Annotated in this window: 15 protein-coding genes, 3 tRNA genes and 1 pseudogene; 7 read left to right on the top strand and 12 right to left on the bottom strand. The window is 75.3% G+C overall.

The window, feature by feature from the left end; all coding sequences use genetic code 11:
- Positions 1-12 precede the first annotated feature (12 nt).
- The 4 genes and pseudogenes from MUK52_RS20285 (at position 13) to MUK52_RS20270 (ending at position 2,724) form a co-directional block, all read left to right on the top strand.
- Positions 13-1,347, top strand: a complete 1,335-nt coding sequence (locus tag MUK52_RS20285) for an AAA domain-containing protein (RefSeq protein WP_114058928.1) — start codon at positions 13-15, stop codon at positions 1,345-1,347.
- Between the two features lie 233 nt (positions 1,348-1,580).
- A complete protein-coding gene (locus MUK52_RS20280; RefSeq protein WP_114057674.1) occupies positions 1,581-1,928 on the top strand; it encodes a DUF8844 domain-containing protein in 348 nt (115 codons plus the stop codon).
- A 146-nt stretch (positions 1,929-2,074) separates the two neighbouring features.
- Positions 2,075-2,660 (top strand): annotated as a pseudogene (locus MUK52_RS20275) (bifunctional DNA primase/polymerase).
- Positions 2,651-2,724 (top strand) — tRNA-Lys (locus MUK52_RS20270). Before MUK52_RS20275 ends, MUK52_RS20270 begins: the two are co-directional and overlap by 10 nt.
- A gap of 73 nt (positions 2,725-2,797) precedes the next feature.
- Here the strand turns inward: MUK52_RS20270 and MUK52_RS20265 are convergent.
- The gene (locus tag MUK52_RS20265; protein WP_114057675.1) at positions 2,798-4,033 is read right to left on the bottom strand and encodes a M6 family metalloprotease domain-containing protein; all 1,236 of its coding nucleotides are present in this window, start codon (positions 4,031-4,033) and stop codon (positions 2,798-2,800) included.
- 345 nt (positions 4,034-4,378) lie between these two features.
- Between MUK52_RS20265 and MUK52_RS20260 the strand changes: the two genes are divergently transcribed.
- Positions 4,379-6,223 carry a putative bifunctional diguanylate cyclase/phosphodiesterase gene (locus tag MUK52_RS20260; RefSeq protein WP_114057676.1) on the top strand — a complete coding sequence of 615 codons (1,845 nt, stop codon included), beginning with the start codon at positions 4,379-4,381 and terminating at the stop codon, positions 6,221-6,223.
- 49 nt (positions 6,224-6,272) lie between these two features.
- On the opposite strand, the gene MUK52_RS20255 is transcribed toward MUK52_RS20260, so the two are convergent.
- The 4 genes from MUK52_RS20255 to MUK52_RS20240 all read right to left on the bottom strand — a co-directional run bounded on the left by MUK52_RS20255 (position 6,273) and on the right by MUK52_RS20240 (position 11,544).
- Positions 6,273-7,109, bottom strand: a complete 837-nt coding sequence (locus tag MUK52_RS20255) for a helix-turn-helix domain-containing protein (protein WP_246042696.1) — start codon at positions 7,107-7,109, stop codon at positions 6,273-6,275.
- The gene (locus MUK52_RS20250; protein WP_114057678.1) at positions 7,106-7,945 is read right to left on the bottom strand and encodes a helix-turn-helix domain-containing protein; all 840 of its coding nucleotides are present in this window, start codon (positions 7,943-7,945) and stop codon (positions 7,106-7,108) included. Before MUK52_RS20250 ends, MUK52_RS20255 begins: the two co-directional genes overlap by 4 nt.
- Before the next feature lie 497 nt (positions 7,946-8,442).
- Positions 8,443-10,131, bottom strand: coding sequence for a glycosyl hydrolase family 18 protein (locus tag MUK52_RS20245; RefSeq protein ID WP_114057679.1), 1,689 nt, complete (start codon positions 10,129-10,131; stop codon positions 8,443-8,445).
- Positions 10,132-10,386: 255 nt separating this feature from the next.
- Entirely contained in the window at positions 10,387-11,544 is a 1,158-nt protein-coding gene (locus MUK52_RS20240) for an LLM class flavin-dependent oxidoreductase (protein WP_114058929.1), read from the bottom strand.
- A gap of 239 nt (positions 11,545-11,783) precedes the next feature.
- Here MUK52_RS20240 and MUK52_RS20235 point away from each other — a divergent pair, with 239 nt between their 5' ends.
- On the top strand, positions 11,784-12,542 hold the full coding sequence (locus MUK52_RS20235; protein WP_114057680.1) for an IclR family transcriptional regulator: 759 nt from the start codon (positions 11,784-11,786) through the stop codon (positions 12,540-12,542).
- A 115-nt stretch (positions 12,543-12,657) separates the two neighbouring features.
- Here the strand turns inward: MUK52_RS20235 and MUK52_RS20230 are convergent.
- The 4 genes from MUK52_RS20230 to MUK52_RS20215 all read right to left on the bottom strand — a co-directional run bounded on the left by MUK52_RS20230 (position 12,658) and on the right by MUK52_RS20215 (position 17,971).
- Positions 12,658-12,731 (bottom strand) — tRNA-Lys (locus tag MUK52_RS20230).
- An 84-nt stretch (positions 12,732-12,815) separates the two neighbouring features.
- Entirely contained in the window at positions 12,816-13,451 is a 636-nt protein-coding gene (locus tag MUK52_RS20225; RefSeq protein ID WP_114057681.1) for a lytic polysaccharide monooxygenase auxiliary activity family 9 protein, read from the bottom strand.
- 378 nt (positions 13,452-13,829) lie between these two features.
- Positions 13,830-15,689, bottom strand: coding sequence for an SPFH domain-containing protein (locus tag MUK52_RS20220; RefSeq protein ID WP_284578875.1), 1,860 nt, complete (start codon positions 15,687-15,689; stop codon positions 13,830-13,832).
- A gap of 833 nt (positions 15,690-16,522) precedes the next feature.
- Positions 16,523-17,971, bottom strand: coding sequence for a peptidoglycan-binding protein (locus MUK52_RS20215; RefSeq protein ID WP_502963629.1), 1,449 nt, complete (start codon positions 17,969-17,971; stop codon positions 16,523-16,525).
- 651 nt (positions 17,972-18,622) lie between these two features.
- Here MUK52_RS20215 and MUK52_RS20210 point away from each other — a divergent pair.
- Positions 18,623-18,696: transfer RNA gene (locus MUK52_RS20210), tRNA-Lys, on the top strand.
- A 47-nt stretch (positions 18,697-18,743) separates the two neighbouring features.
- Here the strand turns inward: MUK52_RS20210 and MUK52_RS20205 are convergent.
- From MUK52_RS20205 to MUK52_RS20195, 3 genes are all read right to left on the bottom strand, one after another.
- Complete coding sequence (locus MUK52_RS20205) at positions 18,744-19,550, bottom strand: class F sortase (protein WP_284578871.1); 807 nt, start codon at positions 19,548-19,550, stop codon at positions 18,744-18,746.
- 10 nt (positions 19,551-19,560) lie between these two features.
- Positions 19,561-20,313 carry a hypothetical protein gene (locus MUK52_RS20200; protein WP_284578869.1) on the bottom strand — a complete coding sequence of 251 codons (753 nt, stop codon included), beginning with the start codon at positions 20,311-20,313 and terminating at the stop codon, positions 19,561-19,563.
- A gap of 78 nt (positions 20,314-20,391) precedes the next feature.
- Positions 20,392-21,171, bottom strand: a complete 780-nt coding sequence (locus MUK52_RS20195; protein WP_114057683.1) for an HAD-IIA family hydrolase — start codon at positions 21,169-21,171, stop codon at positions 20,392-20,394.
- Positions 21,172-21,267: the final 96 nt, after the last annotated feature.

The following is a 21,267-nucleotide window of genomic DNA, read 5'->3' as shown; positions in this document are numbered from 1 at the left end:
GCGCCCGACGCCGTGCCCGCCGCCTCCGACCCGGGCGCGGCCGCCGCCGCGGCGACCGCCGCGATCCTGCACGACACGCTGCACGGACCGGAGCGCGGCGTCGTCGTGGACTCCCCGCCCGGGGCCGGCAAGTCCACCCTCGTGGTCCGCGCCGCGCGCGAGCTCGCCGCGGCCGGCCGCCGACTGATGATCGTCGCGCAGACGAACGCGCAGGTCGACGACCTGGTGCTGCGGCTCGCCGACAAGGACCCGGAGCTGCGGGTGGGCCGCCTGCACAGCAGCGACGCCGACGCCTACGACCCGGCGCTGCGCGACCTGCCGTCGGTCACCCTGTCGGCGAAGCCGGGCGACCTGGCAGAGCTGCCGGTCACCATCTCGACGGCGGCGAAGTGGGCGTACGTGAAGAACACCGAGCCCTGGGAGCACGCCATCGTCGACGAGGCCTACCAGATGCGCTCGGACGCACTGCTGGCCGTGGCCGGGCTGTTCGAGCGGGCCCTGTTCGTCGGCGACCCCGGACAGCTGGACCCGTTCAGCGTGGTCGGCGCCGAGCAGTGGGCGGGCCTGTCGTACGACCCCTCGGCCTCGGCGGTCAGCACGCTGCTGGCGCACAACCCGCAGCTGCCGCAGCACCGGCTGCCCGTGTCCTGGCGGCTCCCGGCAAGCGCCGCACCGCTGGTCTCGCGCGCCTTCTACCCGTACTCGCAGTTCCGCAGCGGCACCGGCCCGGGCGAGCGGAGGCTCTCGTACGGGGTCCCCTCCGACGGCTCCGGCCCGGACCGGGTGCTGGACGAGGCCGCCGAGGCCGGCTGGGGCCTGCTGGAGCTGCCCGCCCGGCACACCCCGCGCACGGACCCGGAGGCGGTCCGGGCGGTGGCCCTGGTGGTCCGCCGCGCCCTGGACCGCGGAGCGGTCGCCCACGACGAGCACTCCCCCGACCCGGCCCCGCTCACCGCCGACCGGATCGCGGTGGGCACGGCGCACCGGGACCAGGCGGCCGCGGTGCGCGCCGCGCTGGCGGGGCTCGGCGTGGCGGGGGTGACGGTGGACACCGCGAACCGGCTCCAGGGCCGCGAGTACGACCTGACGGTCGTGCTGCACCCGCTGTCGGGGCGCCCCGACGCGACGGCCTTCCACCTGGAGACGGGCCGCCTGTGCGTGCTGGCCTCCCGGCACCGGCACGCCTGCGTGGTGGTGGCGCGGGCGGGCATCGCGGAACTGCTGGACGAGCACCCGTCGGCGGAACCGGTCCAGCTGGGCGTGACGGTGAAGTTCCCGGACGGCTGGGAGGCCAACCATGCGGTGCTGGCACACCTGGCCGAGCACCGGGTGGCCTGGCGGCCCTGACCGCCACCCCGCCGCCCCTGCGCCGGACGGAGTCCGGCACGCCGCCGGAGGCGGCCGCCGAAAGCAGTCCGGACGGCTGGGAGGCCAACCATGCGGTTCTGGCACACCTGGCCGAGCACCGCGCGGCCTGGCGACCCCGACCGGGCAGGGGGCGGCCCTCTTGCGCGGGCGTTGGACAATGGAGGGTGGCCCGGCGCCCGGCCCGGTCCCGTACGCGCAGCAGGAGGAGACGCATGGCAGAGCCCGAGCGGACCGAGCGGAAGCTGCGGCCCGCGCCGCTGCTCTTCGAGCCGTCCGAGGCCGTCGCGGACCCGGAGCACTTCTTCGACCTGGAGTCGATCGAGGACCCGCGGGAGCTGCTGGCCCGGGCCACCGAGCTGACGCTGGCGTTCCGGGCGGCGGCGGAGCGGGCCATGGAGTTCCAGGCGGTCGCGGCGGCCCAGCTGGCCGATCCGCGGCGGTTCGACCGGCTGGACCCGGCGCTGATCGCGTCCGAGGCGGAGTGGACCGAGGACTACGCCCTGAAGATGATCGAGTTCGGGGAGACCCTCCAGCGGGGCGGCGGCCCCGGCCGCGGATAGCCGGACGGGCGGGCGCGGCGGCCGGCCGCGCAGGGGGGACGGTCCGGTGGCATATGCGGGGCGCAAGATAGCGCAGCCGATGCCGCCGTGTCCCGGTTTTCCGTAACTCCTGGAAACCGCTCCGCCACCGACGGTAGATCATTGCCATGACGACGCTGACGACGGCCTCCGCTTCCGCCTGTCCCGACCGGGACTCCCGTACGGCCACCCAGGTCACGGCGCAGGGCGCCGCCTGGCTCGCCTCGGCATCGGCCCGGCCGGAGGACACCCTGGAGGCGTGGCGGGCCCGGCCCTGGGCGCCCGCGGTGCTGCCCTGCGGCACCTCCTTCGACGTCGTCAACGTCCCGTCGGTCCTCGGCCGCCGCATGCTGGACCTGCTGTGGTCGGAGGGGCCGGGCAGCGGGCCCGTCGCCGTGCACCGGGGGCGGGTGCTGCTGTTCGCCGCCACGGGGACCGCGCACCGGCTGCCGGCGCTGCTGGCCTGGGAGGAGTGGGGGAACCCGGTACCGGCGCCGCTGTGCCACGGCCTCGGCGACGCGGTGGGCGTGCCCCCGCTGGACGCGGCGCCCGGCCCGTCGCGCTGGCTCGTCGCCCCCGACACCCGCCGCCCGTGGCTGCCGGGGCCGGAGGCGCTGCTGTGGGCGTACGTGCGCGCGGCCCGAGCTGCGGATATCGATTTTTCCTTCCGGGCCTCCTCCTGCTAATGTCTTCCTCGTCAGCAAGCGCCGCTAGCTCAGTTGGTTAGAGCAGCTGACTCTTAATCAGCGGGTCCGGGGTTCGAGTCCCTGGCGGCGCACAGACGGAGGAAGGCCCCCCACGCGAGTGGGGGGCCTTCTTCGTTGTCCGGCCCCGGTCGGGCCCCGCCGGCCTCAGGTGGTGATCTTGACGGTGTAGGCGCCCGAGGCGGTCCGGTCGGCGACCTCGATCCTGATCCGCTCGCCGGGCACGGTGAACGACTCGCCGACCTCCAGCGGCGCGTCCGCCAGCGGCGGGTACACCGAGCGGTCCCAGCAGGCCTCGGTGTCCGGGTGCCCGTCCAGGACCTCGATCGGCCCGCCGCCCGAGGGCGCCTCGTTGCGCACCCGGTAGACCAGGACGCCCTCCGTGCAGGTGTCCCCGTCGTTGCCGGCGGAGCCCCGCGCCTCGACGGCGACGGCGCTGCCGGGGCCCGTGCGGATCACGGCGAGCCGGGTGCCGCCGGAGGACCCGGGGGCCGGGGCGACCCCGACCGGCTGGAGGGTGTGCAGGGAGGAGCCGGACTGCACGCAGTCCACCTGCGAGGCGTCCAGCCAGCCGAGCTTCCACTTGTGCCAGGCGAACAGGTCGGGGGACATCCCGAACTGGCTGCCCATGACGTCCCAGTCCCCGACGTGGGTGTCCCAGTCGCCCTTGCCGTCGCTCGGCCGGTGGTAGAGGTCGGGCAGGTCGAAGACGTGCCCCGTCTCGTGGGCGAGGACGTTGCGGTCCGGGGGGTGCCGCTCGAAGACGGTGACGATCCGCCGCAGGTCGGTGCCGTCGGCGCGGATCGGCCGGTCGAAGTTGACGACCTTGGTGGCGTCCGAGTCGACGCCCGGCGCGTCCGGGTCGGCGACGAAGTAGACGACGTCGTACCGCGAGAAGTCGATCTCCCGGTCGGCGGCCGTCACCGCGTCCCGCAGGTACGCGGCCCGGTCGGCGGGCGCCCAGTCGCGCTGTATCCCGTACGCCGTGGACGGCCTCGGCATGGGGATCCACCGCTCCTGCGGGTGCGCGACCAGGCGGAAGCGGCCGTAGGAGGCCCGGTCGAAGAAGTCGCTGGTGGCGGGGAAGTGGTCGGCGGCGAGCTCCTCCGGGGCCAGCCCGGGCCGGTGGTCGGGGAAGGACAGGAAGACCATGACCGCGTCCAGGCTGCGGACCGGACGCGGGTAGGCGCCGTTCCAGGTGTCGAGGCCGAGGGAGTGGTGGGCCGCCGTGCGGGCGAGGGCGCACGGTCCGGCGCCGGAGACGGCGGCGGCCGGCCCGGCGACGAGGGACATGGCGGCGAGCGCGGACAGGGAGGTGAGCGCCGCCGCCGCGCTGCGCAGGCGGGAGCGGTCCACTCCCCCGGGTGTCTGCTGTCGCCGCACATCGACCTCCGGTGGTGAGTTTCGTACGCTCTCGTCCCACACTGAGTCGATTGTCTTACTAACGCCCTGTTCCGGTGCCCCACACGAGTGAGAGGCGTGGCAAGCCGGTGACCTACGCGTTCACTCTCTTGCCTACGGAACGTCACGTTCGATCACGCGGGGCCGGAACCTGTAGCCAGTCGCTCACACCTGCACAGAAACGATCTCCCAGGGGCCGCCGACGGGCCGTCAGCACGCGGAAGCGGAGCCCCCCACACGGCGACGCCGCTGGATAGGGCCGTACGGCTGCCTCTATGATCGGCACACTTTCCTGCGCGGACACACACGAGCACTGCGGGAGCCACGGTGAGCGGCACCTCTGACGAAACCGGTTCGGCAGCCGACAGCATCCGATCGGCCATTACGGAGCGTCACCCTTCAGTGCCTGTCATGTCCTCGGCGCCGGGGCGGGCCGAGTCCGAACAGCGCGACTACCGGGCAGCGTTCAACGCCGCGCACCTCGCGATGGCCGTCGTCGACCGCGGCGGGCAGGTCGTCGCCGCGAACCCGGCGCTGGCCTCCCTGCTGGGCGCGGAGCCGCACGCCCTGGTCCGCCGGCGCGCCGCCGACCTCGTCGACCTCGGCGCGGAGGCCCGTACCTGGCAGGCGTACCAGGAGGTGCTGCGCGGCCGGCAGGCCCGGCTGCGCTGCACGCGCCGCCTCAAGCACCCGGACGGGCACTCGCTGTGGACGGAGGTCACCCTCGGCCCGGTGCCCGGCACCCGCGACGTCCTGCTGTCCGTCGCCGACATCAGCGACCGCCGCGACCTCCAGGCCCGGCTGCGGCACCTGCAGATGCACGACCCGGTGACGCGGCTGCCCAACCGGGCCCTGTTCTTCGAACGGCTCTCCGCTGCCCTGGAGTCCTCCTCGTACGAGCACGGCGGCACCGGCCGGATCGGCCTGTGCTACCTGGACCTGGACGGCTTCAAGGCCGTCAACGACACCCTCGGGCACCGGGTCGGCGACCGGCTGCTGACGGCGGTCGCGGCCCGGCTCACGCAGTGCGCCGACCAGTCCGGGTACGGGCGGACCGGCGGGCACCTGGTGGCCCGGCTCGGCGGCGACGAGTTCGCACTGCTGGTGGAGGACTCGACCGGCACCGAGCAGCTCGCGGACCTGGCCCGCAGCGTCCTCGCCGCGATCCAGGAGCCGTTCGACCTGGCGGGGCAGCGGCTGTCGGTGTCGGCGTCGATCGGCGTCGTGGAGCGGGCCGCGGAGGGGACCTCGGCGACCGGGCTGATGCAGGCCGCGGACACGACGCTGTACTGGGCGAAGGCCGACGGCAAGGCCCGCTGGACCCTCTTCGACCCCGAGCGCAACGCCCACCGCATGACCCGGCAGGCCCTCAGCTCCACGCTCCGGCCCGCGGTGGAGCGCGGCGAGTTCGAGGTGGAGTACCAGCCGCTGGTGGACCTGGAGAGCGGCACGGTGCGCGGGGTGGAGGCGCTGGTGCGCTGGAACCACCCGCAGTTCGGCAACCTGACGCCGAATCGGTTCATCGGCATCGCCGAAGAGGACGGCTCGATCGTCCAGTTGGGCCGCTGGGTGCTGCGGACCGCCTGCCGGCAGGCGCGGCGCTGGCAGATCGAGCACCCCAGTGACAGCCCGGTCTTCGTGTCCGTGAACGTCGCCGTCCGGCAGGTCTGGGACTCGGACCTGGTGGGCGACGTCGCCGGGATCCTCGCCGAGACCGGGCTGGCGCCACAGCTGCTCCAGCTGGAGCTCACCGAGTCCGCGGTGATGGGCTCGGCCGGGCGGCCGCTGCAGGCGCTCCAGGCGCTCAGCGACATGGGCGTGCGGATCGCCATCGACGACTTCGGGACCGGGTACTCGAACCTGGCCTACCTGAGCCGGCTGCCGGTGTCGGTGCTGAAACTGGACGGGTCCTTCGTACGCGGCTTCCGCTACGAGGACGGGACACACCCGAACCCGGCGGACGAGACCATCGTCGAGGCCCTCGTCCAGCTCGCGCACCGGCTGGGCCTCACGGTCACCGCGGAGTGCGTGGAGACCGCCGGGCAGGCGGCCCGGCTGCGGCGCGTCGGCTGCGACACCGGGCAGGGGTGGCTGTACTCGCGGGCCGTCGCGCCCGAGCGGATCGCGGAGATGATCGGTACCCGCCCGGGCGCGGGCCGCGACCGCAACTGACGCGGGGGTGCGGGGGCGCAGGGCGGGCCCGGTTCCCCGGCCCGCCCGGTCAGGGGAAGCAGACGCGGGCGTCCTCGGGGGCGCCGGCCGGCAGGACGCACATGCGGGCCCCGGCCGGGCCCTCGGCCGCCGGGGCCATCGGTGTGGACACGTAGTTCCCCACGTCCCGCTCCGCCATGACCAGCACCTGCGGCTGCGCGAAGTCCGGCAGGGACAGCTCGACGCGGTCGCCCGCCGCCAGGCCGGACGCCCGCACCCACACCGCCTGGCACATCCCGCCGTGCCGCAGCTCCAGGTGCCGCCCGCCCGCCGCGTCGGCGGCGTGGACGGTGTCGACCATCCCCGCGCCCCCGCAGCCCATCCGCGTCGGGTCCTGGCCCACGCAGGACTGCGCCGCGCAGCCCGGGTTCCGGATCGGCTTCTCCTCCGGTCCTGCGGAGGCCCGCTCCGGTTCCGGGCCGCGCAGGGCGAGCAGGGCCGCGCCCGCCGCGAGGGCCGCCGCGCACACCGCCCCGGCCGCGGCGGCCGCCGGACGCCACCGCCGGGCGGGCGGGGCAGACGGCCCGGCCGCCGGGGCAGGCGCGGCTTCGGCGGGGGCGGTGTCGCCCGGCGCGGCGGGAGCGGGCCCCGCGGGCCGGGACCGGCCGCTCCAGGCGCTGTCGGCGAGCTCCCACAGCGCCAGCAGCCGGGCGGGCGGCTCGTGCGCGACGGCGCACAGCGCCTCCACTGCCTTGCGGGGCGGCGGCTGCTTGCCGTTGAGGTACCGCTCCCACGACGACTTGCTGTACGGGGTGCGCCGGGCCAGCGCCGCGAGGCTCAGCCCCGTCCGCTCGCGCAGCCGCCGCAGCTCGGCGGCGAGCTGCCCGCACTCCGTGTCCGTGATCACTTCCGCAGCTCCCCCCAGGTCTTGGGGCCGACGATGCCGTCCGCGACGAGCCCGCGCGCCTTCTGGAACCGCGTCGCCGCGTCCTTCGTCGCCTGGTCGTACAGCCCCTCGGTGCTGCCCGGGTCGAAGCCGTGCTCGCGCAGCAGGCACTGGACCTCGACGACGTCGAAGCCGGTGCTGTTGGTGTCCAGCAGGATGGTGCGGCTCGTGCCGTGCCCGGCCCGCAGCTCCGCGCCCTCCCGCTTCACCTCGCACGGGTACGCCACGCCGCGCCGGTAGCCGGACTTGCCGCCCGCCGCCGCGTCGGCCGTCTGCACGGCCCCCGCCGCCTCCCCTCCGCCCGTCCAGGCTCCGCCGGCCAGCAGGCCCGCCGTGAAGGCCACTGCCGCGGTGGCGGCGATCCCGGCCAGGAACCACCCCGCGGACACCGTCCGCCCGCGCCGGTCCCCCGGCTGCCCGCCGTCGCCGTCGCCCTGCGGGGGTGCGGCGTCCGGAGATGCGGGCGCGGCCTCCTGCGCCGGGGCGGCCTCCTGCTCCTCCGGGGCCTTCGGGGCGGCCGCGCCCGCCGCGGGCTGCCGCGCCCTCACCGCCACGTCGTGCAGCACCGTCAGCCGGGTCGGCTCCGTCCCGCACACCCGTGCCAGCTGCTCGACCGCCTCCCGCGGCACGGGCTGCTTGCCGTTGAGGTACCGCTCCCACGAGGAGCGGCTGTAGGCGGTCTTGGCCGCCAGCGCGGCCAGGCTCAGACCGCTGTGGTCCTTCAGCCGCCGCAACTCCGCGACGAGCCGGCGCTCCCGGCTGTCGAGTGCGGCGGGCAGTTCTTTCCAACGCGCCACTGGTCGTTCCCCCCTGTTCCCCCCCAGCATCGGGCCGCCCCGACCCGGCTTCCAGGTCCGGACCACGGGTTGGCGGGAACCGTTCGGGTCCCCGCCGTCCCGCCTGCGCATCCCGCGGAGGGGCATCCCAGCAGGTCAGCGCGTGGGACGTCCCACGCTGACCCAGTGCGGCATGCGTCCCTGGACGCGGTGCAGGTTGGCGGAGGACAGTCGTTCCGTCAGCCGGGCCGGCGCCGCAGCGCGCAGCCCGGCCGCACGACGGGACGGCCTGTCGCGCATTCGGGGGAAGCGCGGTCTGGCCGGCCCGTGGCACGGGGGAACGCGTCGGCCCGGCCTCCCGCCAGGAGGCCGGGCCTCGCCGCGCCTTCGCGGGCCCGCCGGACGGCTCCGGCAGCACCGGCCGGTGTCCGCGGTCCGGCGGCCCTTCGGCGCACCGCCGCCCCGCACCCGGGCTGGTGGGTGCGGGGCGGCGGGCCGCTCGGCGCGGGGTGGGGGGATCAGCAGGCGCCGAGGTCCTTCCAGACACCCCATTCACCGGTGGTGCCGGGCTCCTCGTTCTGCGTCCACCACTGGGCCTTCCACTTGCGGCCGTTGTGGGAGACCTCCGTGCCGCCGGTGTAGACCGTGCCGGCCGTGTACGCCGGGAGGGAGCCGCAGCCCGTGGCGGGCGGCGTCGTCGGCGGGGTCGTCGGAGGCGTGGTGGGCGGGGTGGTCGGCGGCGTGGTCGGGGGCTGGGTGGCGCCGCCGAGGGCGTCCGAGATCTGGTTCAGCAGGGTGGTGTTGGCGTCCAGGCCGAGCAGGGAGTACATCATCGCCCCGCCGAGGCCGCGGCTCTTGCCGTAGTCGACGCGGGCCTGGATGGACTTCTGGTTCAGGCCGGTGAAGAACTCGCCGTCCTTGTAGAAGTACGAGGACTTCGACTGGTCGTCCCAGAAGGTGGCCGCCGGGTTGTCGACGATGCCGCCGAGCTCCTTGTAGTGGGCGATGCCGGCCTGCTGGCTGTACTGGCGGGGGCTGGAGCCGCCGGTCGCGGGCTGGGCGAGGCCGCCTGCGGTGCCCGCCGGGACGCCCTTCCAGCCGCGGTAGTAGAACTCGTAGCCCAGCGTCAGCTTGGCGGCGGGGAAGCCGCCGGCGATGCCGTAGGCGGGGTCGCCGTCGATCCAGGCGTCGATGGCGTTCTCGATGCTGTACTTCTCGGTGCCCGGCGCGATCGGGTCGGTCGGGTCGGCCGGCGAGTTCCGCAGCGGCGACTGGTGGTACGTGGGCCCGTCGCCGTCCCAGGCGCCGTGCATGTCGTACGTCATGATGTTGGCGTAGTCCAAGTACTGGCCGATCTTGTCGGTCTCGATGTACTTGATCTTGTCCTGGCCGGCCGGGAGCGCCGCCGTCAGCATCAGCTTCCGGCCGCCGTCGGCGGCGCCGTACTCGTCGAGCTGCTTGCGGAACTCGGCGAGCAGGAGCGTGAAGTTCTGCTTGTCCTCGGGGCCGTAGTGGTTGCCGAGGTGGCCGCCGGAGGAGCCCGGGTACTCCCAGTCGATGTCGATGCCGTCGAAGATGCCGGCCGCGGTGCCGGGGCCGCCGAAGCCGCCCTCGACGGGCAGGTTGCCCTTGATGTACTGGTCGATGCAGGAGGAGACCAGCTTCTTGCGGCTCGCGTCGGTCTTCGCGGCATCGTGGAAGTACTTGGAGTAGGTCCAGCCGCCCAGCGAGATGTTGATCTTCAGGTGGGGGTACTTGGCCTTCAGTTCCTTGAACTGGTTGAAGACGCCCACGATCGGCTGGTCCCACTTGTCGGCGACGCCGTCGACGGAGTCGGCCGCGCTGAAGGACTTCTGGTAGTCGGCGTAGGAGTCGCCCGCACCGTCGCCCGCGTTCGGGTTGTTGTCGTCGCCCGCGGCCTTGTTGGCCATGAAGCAGGTGAGGTCGGTGGGGTGGATGTTGCCGAACGAGTAGTTGATGACGTCCAGCTTGCTCGCGATGCCGCGGGTGTCGAGGTGCTTCGGGTAGAAGGCGTTCCCGTACACGCTCCACTGGTCGTAGTACGCGATGCGGATGTTGCCGCTGCTGCCGGCTGCCGCGGTGGCGTCCGCGGCCTGGGCGGTGCCGAGCCCCGCGAGGCCGGCCACGGCCCCGGCCGCCAGCGCGGCCGTGGCGGCGGCCGCGATGAGGGGTTTACGGATGTGCATGTACTGCCTCCGGGGAAGTGGGGAGGGAGGGCAAGAGGTCCGGGTGGGAGAAGTGATAGCGATCACCGACATCCGCCGTCAATGGTTTGGACCAAAGAAGGACTAGACCATTCGCCAGGCAAATTCCCTCGTCAGAGGCGTGCGGGGGCACGGAAGACCGCTCGCCACCCCGGGTGACGAGCGGTTTAAGGGTGCCTTAGGAAAGGCTGCCGCAAGGTTTCGGCAACAAACCAGCCAAACCCCGTTCGCATGCCGTCAACCGGCCCCCTGCTCCCCCGCCGGCATCCCGTACGCGTCCGCGACGAGCTCGTAGGAGCGCAGCCGGGCCGCGCCGCCGTGCGCGTTCGCGGTCAGCATCAGCTCGTCCGCGCCGGTGCGGGCGGCCAGCGCGTCGAGGCCGGCGCGGACCTCGTCCGGGGTGCCGTGCACGATGTTCGCCAGCCAGCCCTCGGTGAACTCCCGCTCCAGCGGGGAGAAGGCGTACGCCGCCGCCTCCTCCGGGGTGGGGATCAGGCCGGGCCGGCCCGCGCGCAGCCGGAGCATCGACAGCGCGCCCGTGAGCACCTGGGCGCGGGCCGCGGCGGCGGTGTCGGCGGCGAGCGCCGACACGCCGATCACGGCGTACGGGGCGTCCAGGGCTGCCGAGGGGCGGAACGTCTGCCGGTAGAGGTCGAGGGCGGGCAGCGTGCCGGCGGCGGAGAAGTGGTGGGCGTACGCGAAGGGCAGGCCCAGCTCGCCGGCGAGGCGGGCGCTGAAGCCGGAGGAGCCGAGCAGCCACAGCGGCGGCCGGCCGGCCGGCCCCTGCACCGGGCCGGGCACGGCGTGGACCCGGGCGTAGGGGTGGCCGTCGGGGAAGTCGTCGTCGAGGAAGCGGGTGAGCTCCGCGAGGCGGCGGGGGAAGTCGTCGTGGCCCTCCTCGGCCCGGCCGGGGCCGCGCAGGGCGGCGGCGGTCCGGCCGTCGGTGCCGGGGGCGCGGCCGAGGCCGAGGTCGATCCGGCCGGGGGCGAGCGCCTCCAGGGTGCCGAACTGCTCGGCGACGGCGAGGGGGGCGTGGTTGGGCAGCATGACGCCGCCCGAGCCGAGGCGGATGCGGGTGGTGTGCGCGGCCAGGTGCGCCAGGATCACCGCGGGCGAGGAGCTGGCGACACCCGGCATGGAGTGGTGCTCGGCGACCCAGTGGCGCTGGTAGCCGCGGGTTTCGGCGAGCCGGGCGAGGGCGACACTGGTGCGCAGGGACGCGCTCGCGGTGCTGCCGCTGCCGACGGTGACGAGGTCCAGCACCGACAGCGGGACGGGGGCGGTGCCGTACGCGGTGCCCCGGACGGGGTGCGGCGCCGGGACGGCCGCGGGTTCCGGTCCCTGCGCGCCGCCGACCGGGCGGTCCTCCCGTGCGGCTTCCCCGCGGTCACTCATGGCCACTCCCGTCTCCCTCGTACGTCCGTACGGGGAGTCGAACCGGAGAGCGGGAGCGGGCATTCCCGGGGCGGTTGTACTGCCGTGGGGCCCGACTCATGACCTTGGCATATGCCAACGGCGTAGGCCCTGGCGGGAGGGCGTTATCCGGCCACCAATCTCCCCAACAGGCGCTCCCGATGCGCCTCTTGCTGGCTATCGTGGTACGGCAAGCGGTAACGACCTGCTAGGGGGAGACCGTGGCGCTGAAGCCCGAGCCGACCGCGCCGTTCCACTCGGTGCAGTACGCCCTGCGCGTGCTCGAAGCGATCGCCCGCCACACCGGCGGTGTGTCCGACGAGCAGATCGCGCGCGAGACAGGACTGCCTGCGGTCCATCTCGCTCCGATGCTTCTGATGCTGCGCCGCGAGGGGTACGTCCTGGAGGTGTCGGACGGGGCGTATGCGATAGGCGACTCGCTGGTCCTGCTCGGCTCGGGCACGGACCGGCAGCAGGCCCTCCAGGACAAGCTGCAGGAGACCCTCGACCGGCTGCGGGACTCGGTGGGCGCGGCGGTCTACATCAGCCGGTACGTGGACGGCGAGGTGAAGATCACGCAGGTCGCGGACAGTCCGCGCACCCCGAAGGTGCACGAGTGGGTGGACTTCCGCTCCGCGGCGCACGCGAGCGCGGTCGGCAAGTGCCTGCTGACGCAGCTCGACCAGAACGGGCGGCGCGACCACCTGTCCCGGCACAAGATCGCCCGACTGACGTCGAAGACGATCGTGAGCGAGCGGGTCCTCTTCTCGAAGCTCGACAGCCAGCCGGCCACGGTGCCGGTGCTCGACCTCCAGGAGTACGCGCTCGGCACGGTCTGCGCGGCGGTGCCGATCACCGCGGGCGCGTCGGTGGGCTGCCTGGCCCTGTCGATGCCCGTCGAGCACGCGCACCGGCTGCGGGCGGCGGCGGAGACCCTGAACCGGAAGGCCGCGCCGCTGCTGCTGTCGCTCGCCCTGTAGCCCTGGTGACGCGGCTCACGGGAGAGGCCGCGACGCAAGGAGAGTCCGGAGCGTCAGGAGCGGGAAAACACTTCGGGCGGCTCCCGGTGGAACCGGAAGCCGCCCGAAGGACAGGTGCGCCGCCAGGGACTCGAACCCCGGACCCGCTGATTAAGAGTCAGCTGCTCTAACCAACTGAGCTAGCGGCGCCTGCTGACAGAGAAAATACTACCTGGTCCGCGGGGGTGCTCCAAACCACCCCCGCGGCCGGCCCCTCAGGCGGGCGGTTCCGGTTCAGAACCGGACGTCGGAGCAGGAGTAGAAGGCCATCGGGGTGTCGTGGACGGTCCAGACGGCCAGGATCAGGTGCCGGCCGGTCTTGCCGGCGGGCATGACGCCGTTGTGGACGGTCGTCATCGCGGGCCGGGCCCCGTTGTAGGCGACGGTGAGGAACGGCTGCGACTCCAGGGCGGCGCGGGTGAGCGGCTTGGTGGAGTCCCAGCCGTTCCTGGTGACGTAGTACTTGATGTCGGTGGTGGCGTGGTTGGCGGTGAACTGCCACCGGAAGGCGTAGCCCTGCCCGGAGGTGACCTGGGTGGCGGGCCAGGCACCGCCGCGCGGGTCGTCGAGCTGCGCGAACTCGGGGTGGCCGCCGGCGCATATCGTGCCGTCGGCCGGGCCGGCCGCGGGGAAGCCCTTGAAGCCCTCGACGCTCTGCGGCTCCCACTGGATGGGGCCGCAGTCCGAGACGGTCCGGTTGGCGCAGAGCTTCTGGCGGCTGATCGGGCTGTCGGTGTAGCCGTGGCTGCTGGCGGAGGGCGCGGAGGCGAGGGCGAGCCCGACCACGCCGGCGAGGCCGAGCGCGGCGGCGGAGCCGGCCCGGCCGGAGGGGCGCGCGGGCAGGCGTGAGGGCATGCGGAAGAGACGCATGAGGCGGTGCTCCTTGAACGTGGGGGGGGGAGGTCCGGGGAGAGAGCGTGCGCACGCGCGGGGAGCGGCCGCGGGTGGGTCCGCGGCCGCACGGGCGGAGTTTTCAGGTCTAGACCAAGTCCCAGACTATTGACGCCACTTGGCCATGTCCAGACCATTGCGCGAACGGATGGTCCGGACCACCGCACCCCGCCCGCGCCCGGTCCGACCTCCGCGCACGGGGAGTCGTACGAGGAGCCGTACGGGCCGGGACGCGGATGCGGGGGCGGCAGGGGCTGTCCGAAAACAGGACACCCGGAGGTACGGCGACGGCCCCGGCGCCGCCTGCGGGGCGGGGCCGGGGCCGGGGCCTTCAGACCGGGTGGCAGCGGGGGCCGGCTACTCGGGGCGGCCGGTGTAGAAGGCGACGGTGAGGTCCTTCACCAGGGCCTTCCGCTCGTAGTCGTCCAGCTCGACCAGGCCCCGCGAGGTCAGCCGGTGGACGGTGTCGTCGACGGCGTCCACGACCGAGGTCAGGACCGTGTCCCGGTGCTTCGCGTCGATCGCCGCCACCCGGCGGCGGCGCATCGCCTCGGCGACCTCGGGGGCGTACTCGATGCGCGTCGGCTGCGCCGAGTACACCTCGATGCCGACCGCCTCGGTCTCGGCGGCGAGCATCCTGGTCAGCGCCTCGCCGACCGCCTCCGTGTCGCGGAGGGTCGGGGCGTCCTCGTGGAAGGCGTCGGCCGGGAGCTGCGACAGCACCCGCGCCATCGCCGCCTCGACCTGCTCGGCGAGGTACTCGGTGTGGTCCTCGACGGCGAGCGCGGCCCGCGCCGTGTCCTTGACCTGCCAGACGACCTGCACGACCACCTGGAGGGCGAGGCCGCCGCAGTCGACGGCGGGCATCGGGTCGCTGCGCCAGTGGCGCAGGCGGACGTCGATCCGGCGGCGCAGGAGGAGGGGGCTCACCCAGGTGAGGCCGGTCCGGCGGACCGTGCCGCGGTAGCGGCCGAACAGGGTGAGCACCCAGGCGTGCCCGACCTTGCCGCGGCCGAGGCCGCCGAGGGAGAGCAGCGCGACGATGCCGAGGAAGGCGAGCGGCGGCCAGTGGGTGGCGCGCAGCCCCTGGTAGGCGCGGGGCGCCGCTCCGAACGCGGCCCCGAACGCGTCCGGCACCGCTCCGGCCCGCCACAGCACGGCCAGGCACCCGCTGAGGGCGAGCCCGCCCACCGCGACGCCGACCCAGCCGGGCAGGACGGGCCCCCGGTGCTCCCGCAGCCGGTCGTCGCCTTGCGGCACCCGCCGCCCCGGAGCCGGCCGCGGCACGGCGCGCCGGGCGGGCCGGCCCGGCGCGGCGGCCGGGGTGCCGGCGGTGAGGGTGCGCGGCTCGGCGGGGAACGGCAGGTGCACCGGCACCGCGGTGACGTCCACCCCGCGGGCCGCGGCGGAGGCGCTGCCCTGCGCCGGTTCGCCGCCGCCGTCCTCGATGCCGCGGGCCACGGCCCGCGAGACGATCTCGACGACGGAGCCCCGGACCGCGGCCACGCCGTCTCCTTCCGCTTCCGCACCACCGGTGGCTGCCTCGCCGCCGCCGGCCGACGGGCCTGGCACGCCGACCGGCCTGTCCGCGATGCCGGCCACACCGTCGGCGCCCTCCGCCGTGTACGGGTCCGGCTCGTCGGTCGGGTCCGCCTCGTGCGCGCCGGGCCTCCCGCCCGAGGTGCCGGGCTCCGCCGCGGGGCCGGGCGTACCGTCCCGCGATGCGCCGTGCGGTCCGGAGGGAGCGTCCTTGTCCGCGGCCTCGGTCGCGGCGGCGGGCGGTGCCGCCTGCGGGTCGGGGGCGGCTGCGGGGTGCGGGATGTCCAGGGTCGCGGTGGCCGGTGCGTCGGGCGCCCCTCCCTCCTCGCCGCCGGAGGCCGTTCCGCTGCCGTCCGCGGCCGCGGCCGGCGCGTGGCCGGGCTCGGTCCGGGCGGCGGGGACGTCCCCCAGGGCGGTGTTGCCGGCGGTCCGGCCGTTCGGCAGGAGGATCTCCCGAGCCGTCAGGACCATGGCAGCCGGCACCCCGGCGACCCACCGGGAGCGCACCGGTGCCGACGCGACGGCGACCCGGGCGGCGGGGCCGATGTACAGCCGGGTTTGCGCCACAGCCGCGGCCGCGGCGACCGCCGAACCGGCGGTCGGGCTCGGCGCGTGCCGGCCCGCCGGCGAAGAGGGCCCGGCCGGGTCCGCGTACGGGGAGACTCCCGCTGCCGGCAAGGCCTCCGGGCGGGCCGGGGCCGGTCGGGCCGGGGCCTCCGCCGGGCGGTGGCCGGACCGCGCAGGTCCCGCACTTGGGCCCGCATACAGGGAGGCCGCCCCTGCCGGCACGGCCTCCGGGCGGGCCGTGGGCCGGGCGGACGGGTCGGACGGGCCGGCCCCGGCCGGGCGGAGGCCGGACGACGCGGGCGCGGGCGTGCCCGGCTCGGCGTACAGAGCAGTGGGGGGCGCCGCCGGCACGGGGGCCGGCCGGGCTGGCGGGTCCGTCGGGCGGGGGCCGGGCGGACGGGTGCCGAGTGCAGGCGCCGGCACGGCTTCCGGGCGGGTGGCGGGTGGCTGCGGGCGGAGGTGCGCTCCGGGCGGAGCCGCGGCGGGGATCGGCCCGTCGCCCCGTCCGGGGGCCTGTGCGCGGGCCGGGGCCGCTGCCGGAGGCCGGGCGGACGGGAGTTCCGGGCCGGGCGGGGCCTCTGGCGGGGGACCGGCCGGAAGCGGTCCTGCTGCCGCGGTGTCCGGGGTCGGCGGGTCGGCGGTCGGGGCGGACACCGCCGCGGCCGGGGCCTGGACCCCTGGTGCTCCGGAGGCCCGGGCCCCGCGGTCCGGGGCCGGCACGGCGGTCAGGGCCGTCGCCGCGGCGCCGGCCGAAGCCGGGGGCGGCGGGTCCGTCGGGAGCAGGGCCGCCAGGCCGCGGCGGGCGGGCCGGGGGGCCAGGCGCATCGTGCCCGTGCCGTGGACGACGGGGGCCGACGGGGGCCGCGGGCCCCCGGTGGAGACGGGCGGCACGCGGAAGGTGCCGGTGGTGGAGGTGGTGAGCGTCGGGTACATCGTTGCCTCCGTCATGCGAACAACCGCCGCCAGGTCTCCGGGCCCGGGTATCCGTTGGCCGCGGCGCCGCGCCAGCCCTGGGCGCGCTGGAACGCCTCGACGCTGCGGCGGTCGGCCTCGCTCCAGCGGGGGCCGGGACCGGTGGTGTAGTGCTTGCCGAAGCCCTTCTCCACCAGCCGGCGGCCGAGGGCGGCGATGGACGGGTGGGTGGATCCGGGGCGGAACACCGACGCCCCCGGGTAGGCCGGGATCGCGGCTGTGCCGGGGCGGGCGGCACCGCTGCCCGGCCGCGCCGGAGCGCCGGGAGCGCCGGGGGCGCCGGCGCCGGGGGCGGGCGGGGCCGCCGGGGCGGCGGGGCGGGCCGGGGCTCCCGGCCTGCCGGCCTGCGACCCGGCCGGGCCCGGCACCGGGTCGATGGTCGGGCGGATGTCCTTGCCCCCGCCCTCGACCAGCAGCTGCCAGGTGTGCGGGCCGGGGATGCCGTCGGCATCGGCGCCCGTCCAGCCCTGCGCGCTCTGGAACGCCTGTGTCGCCAGCCGGTCGGCGTCGCTCCACTTCGTGCTCGGGCCCTTGGGGTAGAAGCGGCGGCCGCCGCGCTCGATGAGCATCCGCCCGAGCTCGGCGACGTGCGGGTTGTCCGCGCCCGGCCCGAACATCGCCGCGCCGGGGTACTCCTTCGACGGCGCCGCCGGCTTCGGGTCCGCACCCGGGTCGGGGGCGGCCGGCTCCGGGGCCGGTGGGGTGAGCCCGCCCGTCACCCCGGTGAACCGGTACGGGACGTACTTGGCGGCGTTGTTCCAGTACCCGTACGGGGTCGCCGCCCTCCGCGTGGCCGGGCGGGTCTGCTCGTACGCCGTGTAGTGCGTGCGCGTCTCGTCGACCCAGCCGCCGAAGAGGACGACGTGCGAGCCGTTGGTGGGGTCGGCCGGGTTGTGGAAGAGCAGCATGTCGCCCGGCAGCAGCTCGTCCTTGGTGATCCGGGTCGCGAACTTGTCGAGGCTGCCGGTCCACTCGTTCGAGCCGAGGTTCCAGGCCATGGAGACGTAGCCGGAGCAGTCCTGCCGGTATCCGTCCGTCCAGTACGAGGACATGCTGTACGGGACCTTGGCGTCCAGCCACAGCTTCGCCCGGTTGATGATCGTGGCCCGGTCGATCCTCCGGATCGAGGAGGGCGCACCCGGCGCGCCGCCCGGCTTCGCCGGCCCGGGGCGGCCGTGCAGCGGGGAGCGGTCGCCCTGCGGGGTACTCGCCGGGTCGTCGCGGACGTCCCGGTCCGGGCGTGCGCCCGGGTTGTCACGGGTGTCCCGACCGGGGCGTGCACCGGGGTCGTCGCGGGCGTCCCGACCGGGGCGGGCGGCTGGGACGTCACCGGGGCGGCCGGGCGCCGTGTCGGGGCGGCGGGCGTCCTTGCCGTCGGGACGGCGGGCGTCCCTGCCGTCGGCAGGCTGCCGGGGCTGCACGGCGTCCGCAGGCCGCGGGTCCGCGGCGGGCCGGGTGCGGGCGGCCTCGGCGGTTCCGGGCCGGACGGCCTCGGCGGTTCCGGGCCGGGTGTCCGCCGTGTCCCCGGTACGGGCATCCGCCGCGGCCCCCGAGCGGATGTCCTCGGCGTCCGCACCGGCCGCCGCGCGGGCCTCGCGGCTCGGGGCCGCCGTGCCCGTCGGGGTGTCGGCGGCCGGGCTGGGGGCTGCCAGCGCGGTCGAGGCCGTGCCGCCGCCGAGTACGACCCCCGCGGCCGTGGCCAGGACGAGCGCCCGGCGTGCGCCCCGGGCGGCCGGGTGGCCGCCGTCCCGGAGCGGTATGGCCCTGGCGCGGGCGAGGGAGCGCCGGCGCTCCGCGCAGCCCGGGCAGCCGCAGTCGCCTGCGGGCTCGTACTCCTCGAAAACGGGCGTCGGCATCGGCACATGCACCGGGGGCTGCATCGTCATGCGGTTCCGTCCACTCCCCTGCTCGTGGCTGATCGGGGCCGCCGCATATCTGTCGGGGCGTCAGATTCGGCTCGACCCAGACATATCGTGCACGATAAACCACTCAAACATGGGCTAATCGGACAAGGTGGGCGCGGCTGGTCATGACCACCCCTGGAGGTGGGGTAAAGTTTTCCCTGTCAGCAGGCGCCGCTAGCTCAGTTGGTTAGAGCAGCTGACTCTTAATCAGCGGGTCCGGGGTTCGAGTCCCTGGCGGCGCACGACAAGGGGAAGCCCCTCGCAGTGAGAACTGCGAGGGGCTTCTTCGTCATACGCCCCGGCCTCCCGGCGGCCCCACCGGGACCACCGGCACCGCCCGATGCCCGGGCGCACCCGCCGCGCCCGCGGCCCCCGCCGCTCCCGGGCCCGGATTCGCACCCGTACGGCCGCGCGGCCCTGCTCCGCCCGGGGGCGTGGCGGCGGCGCGGCCGGTCAGGTACGCCGAGACCACCACGTTCGCCGTGTACGTGCCGGCCTTCTGGTCGTACGTGCCCCCGCAGGTCACCAGCCTCAGCTCGGACCGCCCCGGCACGAGCGCGCCGTACGCGCGGTCGGCGTCGAAGCGGGAGCGCTCGTGGACCCGTACGTCCTCGACCGTGAACTCGGCGACCGCCCCGTCGGCCCGCGCCACCCGGACCTTGGCGCCCGGCCGGAGCGTGCTCAGGCCGTAGAAGACCGCCGGCTTCGAGCGGGTGTCGACGTGCCCCACCAGCAGTGCGGCCCCCGCCTCACCCGGCTTCGGGCCCGCGCCCCACCAGCCGACCGTGCCGGGCCGGTCGTACGGCGGCGGGTCGATCGCGCCCTGCGCGTCGAGGCCGCGGGCGACCACGGGGGCCTGTACGCCGAGCGACGGCACGTCGACCCGTACGGGGGCGGACGCCGCCAGCGGGGCGTGCGCCGCGGGCAGGCCCGGCACCGGGTACGCGGCCCCGCCGGACGGCCCCGCGCCCGGCCGCTCCGGCATCCCGGTGATCTCGCGTCCCCACAGCCACAGCCCGAGCACCAGCACCGTCCAGGCGGCGAAGCCGAGCAGGCGCCCGCCGGCGGACCGCCTCGGTTCGGCCGCACCCGTCACCGCCCGGACCTCACTCGCCGCTTCGGCGGCGGCGCAGCACCAGGGCCCGGCCCGCGACGGCCAGGGTTGCCGCGGCAGCCAGGACCGCGCCGACCACGGTGTGCGGCAGCCCCGGGCCGCCGTCCTCGCCTTCGCCTTCGCCCTTGCGTGCGGCCGCCGCCTGCCCGGCGATGCGGGACGCGTCGGCGACTTCGGCGGCCATGCCGCCGCCGCCCGCGTGGACCGGGTGGACCGGCGACTTGTGCGCCTCGGGGCGCGTGTCGTGGCCCTGCCCGTGCTCCACGACCTCGACGGAACCGCGCAGCTCGTCCGCCTCGCAGCGGACGGTGACCTCGTGCCGGCCGGGCCGGGCACGCGAGCTGATCATGGCGTCGCCCCACAGGGGCTTGGCGGCGGACCCGGCGGCCTTCGCGGCCTCGTCGGCCTCGTCGGCCTTCTGGGTGCCGCTGGGCTTCTCGGCCTTGTCCGTCTTCTCGGCCTTGTCGGCCTTGTCGCTGCCGTGGCCGGCGGACAGGTGGACGTCGGAGACGAAGACGGGGGACTTCGCCACCGCCCAGCGGCCCTTGCAGCCGGTCACGTGCACCTTGACCTGCGCACCGGGCGCAGCCCGGTGCGGATCGACCGAGACGGTCCCGTGGGTCTGCCCGACGGCGGCGGCGGGCGCACCGGGTGCGGCCGTCGCGGCAGCCGCCGCCAGGACCGCGGCCACCCCGCCCGCACGGACCCCACGGCGGACACGTACGGCGATCAGAGCACTGCGCATGGTGAACCTCCTCCCAAGGAGGTTCACGCGCGGCGGCGGGCTCCGCATCCGGAGGGGCCCGCCGCACACCCGAACGGATCAGACGAGATCGACCAGGTCGGCGATGGAGTCGACCGTCTTCGTCGGCCGGTAGGGGAACTTCTCGGTGTCCTCGACCGTGGTCAGGCCCGTCAGCACGAGGAAGGTCTGCATGCCCGCCTCCAGGCCGGCCAGCACGTCGGTGTCCATCCGGTCGCCGATCATCGCGCTGGTCTCGGAGTGGGCGCCGATCGCGTTCAGGCCCGTACGCATCATCAGCGGGTTCGGCTTGCCCGCGAAGTACGGGCGCTTGCCGGTCGCCTTCGTGATCAGCGCGGCGACGGCGCCGGTCGCGGGCAGCGGGCCCTCGGTGGAGGGGCCGGTCTCGTCCGGGTTGGTGCAGATGAAGCGGGCGCCCGCGTTGATCAGGCGGACCGCCTTCGTCATCGCCTCGAAGCTGTACGTGCGGGTCTCGCCGAGGACGACGTAGTCCGGGTCGTGGTCGGTGAGGATGTAGCCGATGTCGTGCAGGGCCGTCGTCAGGCCCGCCTCGCCGATGACGTACGCGGTGCCGCCCGGGCGCTGGTCGTCGAGGAACTTGGCGGTGGCGAGCGCGGACGTCCAGATGTTCTCGACGGGGACGTCGAGGCCCATGCGGCTCAGGCGGGCCTGGAGGTCGCGGGGCGTGTAGATGGAGTTGTTCGTCAGGACCAGGAAGGGCTTGCCGGACTCGCGCAGCCGCTTGATGAAGGCGTCGGCCCCGGGGATCGGGGTGCCCTCGTGGATGAGGACCCCGTCCATGTCGGTGAGCCAGGATTCGATCGGCTTCCGCTCTGCCACTGGACTGTTCTCCGCTCTCGGGTGGCCGTTGCCCCTGACCCGGTCCCGGCCGTGCACTGTGGTCTGTACCGCCACCCTAGCGGGGCGGGCGGCGGA

The organism is Streptomyces sp. 2P-4, from assembly GCF_030167965.1.
GTDB classification, from domain to species: Bacteria; Actinomycetota; Actinomycetes; order Streptomycetales; family Streptomycetaceae; genus Streptomyces; species Streptomyces globosus_A.
The sequence above is the reverse complement of the archived record's forward strand: the minus strand, read 5'-3'. Positions and strand labels throughout refer to the sequence as shown.